Source organism: Trichocoleus sp. DQ-A2 (assembly GCF_039961915.1).
Classification (GTDB): domain Bacteria; phylum Cyanobacteriota; class Cyanobacteriia; order Cyanobacteriales; family FACHB-T130; genus FACHB-T130.
The window spans coordinates 58,135-64,746 of the sequence record NZ_JAMPKD010000030.1; the positions used below are offsets into that span (position 1 = coordinate 58,135).

The 6,612-nt window shown below is 46.2% G+C and carries 6 protein-coding genes and 2 pseudogenes; 3 read left to right on the forward strand and 5 right to left on the reverse strand.

Translation table 11 applies throughout. The annotated features are described in order from the left end of the window. Positions 1-130: 130 nt before the first annotated feature. Entirely contained in the window at positions 131-742 is a 612-nt protein-coding gene (locus NC997_RS23780; RefSeq protein ID WP_190525263.1) for a DUF3318 domain-containing protein, read from the forward strand. 3 nt (positions 743-745) lie between these two features. Here the strand turns inward: NC997_RS23780 and NC997_RS23785 are convergent, their stop codons facing one another. The 4 genes and pseudogenes from NC997_RS23785 to NC997_RS23800 form a co-directional block, all read right to left on the reverse strand. Beyond that, positions 746-2,506, reverse strand: coding sequence for a phospholipid carrier-dependent glycosyltransferase (locus NC997_RS23785; protein WP_190525264.1), 1,761 nt, complete (start codon positions 2,504-2,506; stop codon positions 746-748). 271 nt (positions 2,507-2,777) lie between these two features. Beyond that, positions 2,778-2,957, reverse strand: a pseudogene (locus tag NC997_RS23790) (hypothetical protein); the annotation flags it as partial. A 170-nt stretch (positions 2,958-3,127) separates the two neighbouring features. Next, a complete protein-coding gene (locus NC997_RS23795) occupies positions 3,128-3,400 on the reverse strand; it encodes a hypothetical protein (RefSeq protein WP_190429177.1) in 273 nt (90 codons plus the stop codon). 121 nt (positions 3,401-3,521) lie between these two features. Next, positions 3,522-4,133 carry a hypothetical protein gene (locus NC997_RS23800; protein ID WP_190525265.1) on the reverse strand — a complete coding sequence of 204 codons (612 nt, stop codon included), beginning with the start codon at positions 4,131-4,133 and terminating at the stop codon, positions 3,522-3,524. Positions 4,134-4,575: 442 nt separating this feature from the next. Between NC997_RS23800 and NC997_RS23805 the strand changes: the two genes are divergently transcribed. Both NC997_RS23805 and NC997_RS23810 read left to right on the forward strand, forming a co-directional pair. Next, complete coding sequence (locus tag NC997_RS23805) at positions 4,576-5,172, forward strand: DUF1003 domain-containing protein (RefSeq protein ID WP_190525266.1); 597 nt, start codon at positions 4,576-4,578, stop codon at positions 5,170-5,172. 230 nt (positions 5,173-5,402) lie between these two features. After that, on the forward strand, positions 5,403-6,131 hold the full coding sequence (locus NC997_RS23810) for a cadmium resistance transporter (protein ID WP_190525267.1): 729 nt from the start codon (positions 5,403-5,405) through the stop codon (positions 6,129-6,131). Positions 6,132-6,249: 118 nt separating this feature from the next. On the opposite strand, the pseudogene NC997_RS23815 reads toward NC997_RS23810, so the two are convergent. Further along, positions 6,250-6,499, reverse strand: a pseudogene (locus tag NC997_RS23815) (transposase); the annotation flags it as partial. Between the last annotated feature and the right edge of the window lie 113 nt (positions 6,500-6,612).

The window sequence follows — 6,612 nt, forward strand, 5'->3', positions numbered from 1 at the left end:
TATTTCAACTTCCTGGGTAGGGGCATATCCCTACTTTTACCAGTTATTTCATCCACATTCCTTAGAATAGTTTTCAGTGAGTAGAGGGGAGCGATCGCGTCTTTACCATAGTTGCCCCAAGTCATCCAAGATGAATCCAGAGCCTGAAATTCGCCGCTTATTAGATGTCATGCCTGCATCTGGTCGAATGCTGACAAAAGTGGTTAGCAAACCGGAGCAACCGCAGGTGATTAATAGCCCGTTTCCGCTGCCTTGGGCACAAGATCGACCGATTTATATCAATTTTGATTTATGGCGTCGCTTGTCTCAGCCGCAGCGAGATTTGCTGATTTTACGCACAGTTGCTTGGCTGACTGGGATCAAGTGGTTTAAACCCGACCTTTATCAAGGTGTGGTGGCGGCTGGGGCAATCGGAGCAATCGTGCAGCTTGTCCAAGGAGATGCTGTGGGTGTTGTCGTGGCTAGCGGATTGAGCGGACTGGCAGCGACTCAGATTTGGCGAAACACTCGCAGTTCTCAGTCTGAACTGGATGCGGATGAATCGGCAATTAAGGTAGCGATTCGGCGGGGCTACACGGAAGCTGAAGCTGCCCAGCAATTGTTATCCGCAATTGAAGCCGTCGGCAAAATCGAAGGTCGTTCCAGTTTGAATTTTACAGAGTTAATTCGCGCTCAAAATTTAAGAGCGATCGCGGGTTTGTCATCGCTGAGCGTTCCAGAAAGCGTCAAAAAAAGCAGTTAAGCTTTAGCGCTCTCGACAGTAATAAAGTTTGGTTTCGTAGCCATCCACTGAAGGGAAATTGGCATTCGTAACACATTTATCTAACTCTATGGGTGCGTGGAAATTTACCAGCAAAACATCTAGAGGGCGCGGTAAAGTCGCCAAAGTTTTTTGCAGCGCCGCTGTTGAAGTTTGAGGATTTTGGTCTTGATGCGCTAGGAGAAATTGGATTTCCCTTGGCTGTACCGCTTGCTGTTTGAGTTCCCACGCGATTCCCATCATTTCCCCATTTTGTACATGGGTTTTGTGAGTTGTGGCAATTAGAATTGGCACTTGCACAGATGAAGATGGGGAATCTTGCAACTCTATAATCGGTGGCACTAAGAGATCGGGGCGATAGTATTTCTGATAACCCAAATTGCAGGCGACTGTTAGCCCGCTCAATAGTCCCATGAGCCAAATGAGCGCCACAGCTTTTTGACCAGATATTTTAATAAAAGGGTTGATTTTACCTTTGGTTTTTGAGCCGGGATCGATGCTGACTGGACTTGACTCTTTTAAAGTAGTTTCTTCAACCTTCACAGCGTTCCAGCAGGCGGCAAGACTGGCTCCTACGATAACAATTACAGCGGGAAAATAGACGAAGTTATACCTTGCCCCGCGAGTTAAATCAATTCCGAGGATGTAGGTAAAGACAAAAAATAGCGCGATCGCACTCCAAATAAAACCCTCAAAGAGTTGGGTTGTCAAACCCGCCTCTTGCCGCTGAAATTTCAAGCCTCGATAGAGGATGGGTAGCGCCCAAAGAAAGAAAACAATCATCACAGCCCCAGAAAGAATCACCACGACTAAATCGGGTGACTCTACCGGAAGTAGGGCGATCATCGTAATCCAAGCCGCGATCGCCTGAAATATAGGACTAAGCCATGCCAAACCGACGCGATCGCCTTGAATCCATTCGGTTAGCTTGCCCCCATAACTGTTCTGCAAGAATACTGGCACCCACACTAATCCCCCCGCCAGCGTCCCAGCCGCAACCGCCAGCAATGGGATCGAGGACTTGACACTGGGAAATTTAAAATTCTTCTGAGTCCGTCTTTGTTGCCATAGAAGGACAATCAACGCCAGCGCTTGGGCACCTAAAGTTAGAACGAAAAAATAATGACTGGAAATTCCTAATGTATTAATCCCTACCCAGAGGAGTACGAGCCAAACGGGCAGAGGTGCCTGACGTTGCAGATGTCGTGCGGCAACCACCAGACAGGTAAGGGAAGCGATCGCCCACAAAATTGCCAAAGTGTAATGACGGGCTTCCTGCGCTAGAAAGATGCCGTAGGGCGAAACCGCCATCATTGCTGCTGCCAAGTGCCCTACCAACCGAGAACGAAACGCAAACCAGCCGAATGCGTACATTGCAGGGATAGAGGCGACGCCGAAAAGGGCAGCAAGCGATCGCGCCCCCCACAGCGAAACCAATCCCCCATCCGGCGGAAATAGTTTCAACCACAGGTGAGTTAGCACAAAGTAGAGAGGGGGATGGTTGCTTTCAGTGACTAAGTGATGAATGACATCGTTGATTCCGGCTGCTGGGTTTGCTTGCAAAGGTTGCAGAAGAGTATCGAGTGCGATCGCTCGATCTAGGGGAACGCCGCGAAAACTATTGCCTAGGCTGAAAACCAGCGTCGAAAATTCATCCGTCCAAGGCGACTTGCCAGCCAAATTCAGCAAGCGCAAGCCAGTCCCAACTCCTATCCACACTAAAAGTAGCAGCCAGTTATTAGTCATTAGTCAATGGTGAATGATACTTAGTTAAGCGCAATCGCTAACTATCATCCCTAGCTTAAATGGCACTCGCCATAAGCCGTGTAAGATCCCATTGAACAAACGTTGCTAATCTGTTGACGTAGTACACAATCAGATTGCTGCATGAGCGGATAAACTCGATTGGCGACGCTTTCTCGCTCTCAGGGGACTGCGTCCCGGACGCTCTTTGATCGCAGTCTAAATGCACAACAGCTTAGTAATCTGAAGAGACACTCGAAAAGGACATCCTCTCCTATCCGCTTGGCGAATCATTGCCGTAGCAAGACATTACTTCAAACATAGCACCGGCTATCAGTTGCACAGGAGCCGTAAAAACGTAGTAGATGATACCTGTACCCAAGAGTAAGACAGCCAAACTGAAGAGTATTACCCAGCGATCGGACGGTTCATAGGTATCTTCGTCAATATCACGAGCCTTTAATGCGTGAACTACCCACCACCAACCGCAAGCGGTATGGTGGCGCTTCCAACTTCGTGTGGGATTTACGGCGAATAAGTTAATTTCACTTTATAAGGCAATCCTCATAAAGTGAAATTAACTTTCTTGTCAGATGAATAATTAGAAGTGATTGAATGCTGCCTTCAGCTATTAAAGCTTGATATCAGAGAATTCCAATCGAGGTTTTTCACCAGTTGGATCGCATCTTGGGGTAAATTCCCGATCTCACCCCACAATTGTCCGGGGGTGATGCCAAAAACGTACTGCAATCCCACCACCACCACCAAAATTGTCAAAATCAACCCGAAACCAGCTTTTAAGATTCTAACCAGCAGCGTAACCAGCAAGAGGGATACGGCGATCGCTGCAACTACTAATACAATCTGCGAATCTACTGACCCAATTAAAGAATCCATAATCCAAAATGCTAATGAGTGAGTAACAATAACTTTCCATTCTTTTGTACGGTGAGTTGACTCAATGAGCTTGCAAGCCAATTTGTTAAATCATTGCGTCAACCCACTTGTACGCATCCTATTAATCGTCAATTTCTACGGCTGTGAACGTACTAGGAATGCGAGATTCAATAAATTCCTGCGATACGTTAGGAACTGCCAGCTTATTCTCTTGGGAAGACTTGAGTGGTGGAACGTTAAACTCAAGCGCAGAGGTATCAGGATTTCGGCGGGCGATTAAACGGGTACCATCCAGAATTGTATAAGTGGCAGGTGTTGACTCAATGCCTGCAACGTTAATACCACTCGGTAAATAAATTCCCTGGCAATCCCAGCCTTCAGGCGTTGTCTCACCGTCTGCTAGGAAGTAGAGACTGTTATCGCCAGTCTTCGATTCTTCAGAGGCGGGGCCAAAGATGCCGATTGTGTTCCCAGTTTGATTGCTGCATTGTCCCCAGGTGACACCCGACTCGATTGCGGCTTTTTGCAAGGTCAATTCGTCAATTCGCTGTTGCACTTCTGGAGGGACATCCTGGCTTTCCTGGAGTGCTGATAAACCGTTTAGCGTTTTTGTCACCTGAATATAGTCAGGATTTTTGGATACCTTGGGTCGATCTGCCAGAGAGGGTTGGGCGATCGCTAGGTTCACCACAAATATCACTAGGGCGAGCGCAATTTTGAAAAGATTCTTCATGTTTTTCTCTTGTGACAACCAGAAAGGCTTTCTCAATGTTCTTGTGTCTTTTGTCCAGACTGGCTATCCAGACTGGCGATCCAGTTTGGCAAGAATCTATTGCAGAAGCATAAATTCATCCTACGTAATCACAATTTATAAAAGCAAACACTCTTTTTTGTTGAATCGATAAACTCAATTGATTGAGGAACTGGCATTACTGAAATTACCCGCAATTTGCACCAACGCTGTTCTGGGTAACAACCAGGGTTGGAAAAGTCGAATTCATAACGCTTAGCCTAAGTCAATCACTTCAATTTATTAATTCAACAAGAAAGAGTATTTGCTCTTATACTTTAAGCGCCATACAGTGAAACTATAGCAAGTGCAGCACAAATACAAAAAACCCCTAAGCGCACTCATCAAAGCATTAAACGAATTTGAAGTTGCAAGAGGTAACAGCATGAACTCCACTCAATCCAGTCAACCCGGTATCAACGAATTGCAACAAGCCCCTGTCGTTCTGACACAACCACAATTTTCAAAAATTAAACCACCTGAGAAGAAGCCCTTAACGTTTGGGCAAAAGGTGGCAGACAAAATGGCAACTAAAGTGGGTTCCTGGGCGTTTCTGATTGGACAATCAACCGTTCTTGCTGGATGGGTAGGTTGCAACCTGATACCGGGACTGCCTCACTGGGATGAGTCTCCCTTCATGATGTTGAACCTGGTATTCTCCTTTGCCTCTGCTTACACCGCTCCCGTCGTCTTGATGAGCCAGAACCGCCAATCAGAAGAAGATCGGGAAAGTGCGAATCACAACTACCAGATCACGTTGCAAGCCGCTCAAAACCTGGAACTGTTGCACGAAAAGCTAGATGCTGACTATGCCAAGAAACTAGACGAGCTAACTGTATTAATCAAGCAGCAACACCAAGCAGCGAGCGAAGTCAAGGTTGTGTTCGTACCGGCTCAAAACTTAAATGAGTTGGAGCATCACTCCAACAAGATTGCAACGGTGGCTGTTCTGAATAACCACTCCAGAAAACAGGCTTCCTAAATATTTTCAATAATTTAGCTCGAAGTAACGGTTAACGACCAGCGAGAAAGGCTAGAAATGTCTTTACTCTTCTCGTGACTTAATCTATTAATCCTTTCATCATGCGTGAGTTTTGAGCTTCGTTGTGAGACATATTCCTTTCAAGACATTTCTCACAATCCCAACAGGATTGCTACAGCGTCGCCCAAAAGTCCGGATAGACACAACAGAATTTGGAGCATGAACTGAACATGAACGGACTTTTCGCGGCAATTTCAACCGGCTTTACCGCCTTTACGGCAACTAACCTGGATGACATTTTGATTCTGATGTTGTTCTTTTCCCAGGTCAATGCTGTCTTTCGCAAACGCCACATCATTGCCGGACAGTATCTTGGCTTTGCCGCCCTTGTTCTCGCCAGCCTTCCCAGCTTCTTTGGTAGTTTGTTGTTGCCGCGTCCCTGTATTGGGATGTTAGGATTGGTTCCGATTGCGATCGGCATCAGCCGCTTAGTGAATTCTAATGCAGAAGATGATGCTGACTCAGACGAAACGCCAGCTCAACCAGCCTGGTTTAGCAGTTTCATCTCACCCCAGGCGTATAGCGTAGCAGCGGTAACTTTTGCAAATGGCGGCGATAACATTGGAATCTATATGCCCCTGTTTGCAAGCTGCACCTGGCAAAATCTAGCCATCGTTCTGGGAGTGTTTTTCTCGCTGGTGGGTGTTTGGTGTCTTGCCGCTTATAAGTTAACCCAAATTCCTGCGATCGCAGATAATTTGACTCGTTACGGCAACCATCTAGTCCCTTTTGTTCTGATTAGCTTAGGGGTGTTAATTCTATTTGATAGCGGCACTTTAGAAAATCCAGGATTGGTAGTCCTGACGCTCGTAATTAGTGGTCTTTACCTGTTAAAACTAGGAACCACAATTAATCAAACGCTACAAGCCCAAGCACCAGTTTTGAAAGTTCTGAAGTAGACAAACGGTGTGCGGTTTAAACTGATATTTCTTTCTTGCACACCTGGCTTAAGATAATTTTCAACTTTTGAATCAAATTTTTAGTTGGAATGTTCAGTTATAGCTGTAGCCATTTTGATTAGGACGCTGCCTGCTTGAGAACAGATTCCATCGCATCCCGTAAACTAGCCGATTGGGTTAGCCGTTTGCGAATCCGACTTTTCAACCATGCCCAGCACTTTTCAATCCGATTAAGATCTGGCAAATAGGGTGGTAGATAGACTAACTGACATCCTGCGGCTTCAATTCCCTTGGGCAATGCGACCCCCATGATGAAACGTCGCGTTATCCACAATCACCCACTGACCTGGACGCAACACTGGAATTAACGGGACTTAAACAGATTTCAAGCCCAAATAAAACCCAAAGCAGCTTTATAGGCTGAGAATACATCTCGATTAGCGTTCACCCACTCCATAAAACGGAAAGACATCGCTGTCCG

Excerpts from the sequence above, each read along its gene's own strand:
- NC997_RS23805 (WP_190525266.1), top strand. The coding sequence starts at position 4,576 with ATGAACTCCACTCAATCCAGTCAACCCGGTATCAACGAATTGCAACAA.
- NC997_RS23785 (WP_190525264.1), bottom strand. The coding sequence starts at position 2,506 with ATGACTAATAACTGGCTGCTACTTTTAGTGTGGATAGGAGTTGGGACT.
- NC997_RS23780 (WP_190525263.1), top strand. The coding sequence starts at position 131 with ATGAATCCAGAGCCTGAAATTCGCCGCTTATTAGATGTCATGCCTGCA.
- NC997_RS23795 (WP_190429177.1), bottom strand. The coding sequence starts at position 3,400 with ATGGATTCTTTAATTGGGTCAGTAGATTCGCAGATTGTATTAGTAGTT.
- NC997_RS23800 (WP_190525265.1), bottom strand. The coding sequence starts at position 4,133 with ATGAAGAATCTTTTCAAAATTGCGCTCGCCCTAGTGATATTTGTGGTG.
- NC997_RS23810 (WP_190525267.1), top strand. The coding sequence starts at position 5,403 with ATGAACGGACTTTTCGCGGCAATTTCAACCGGCTTTACCGCCTTTACG.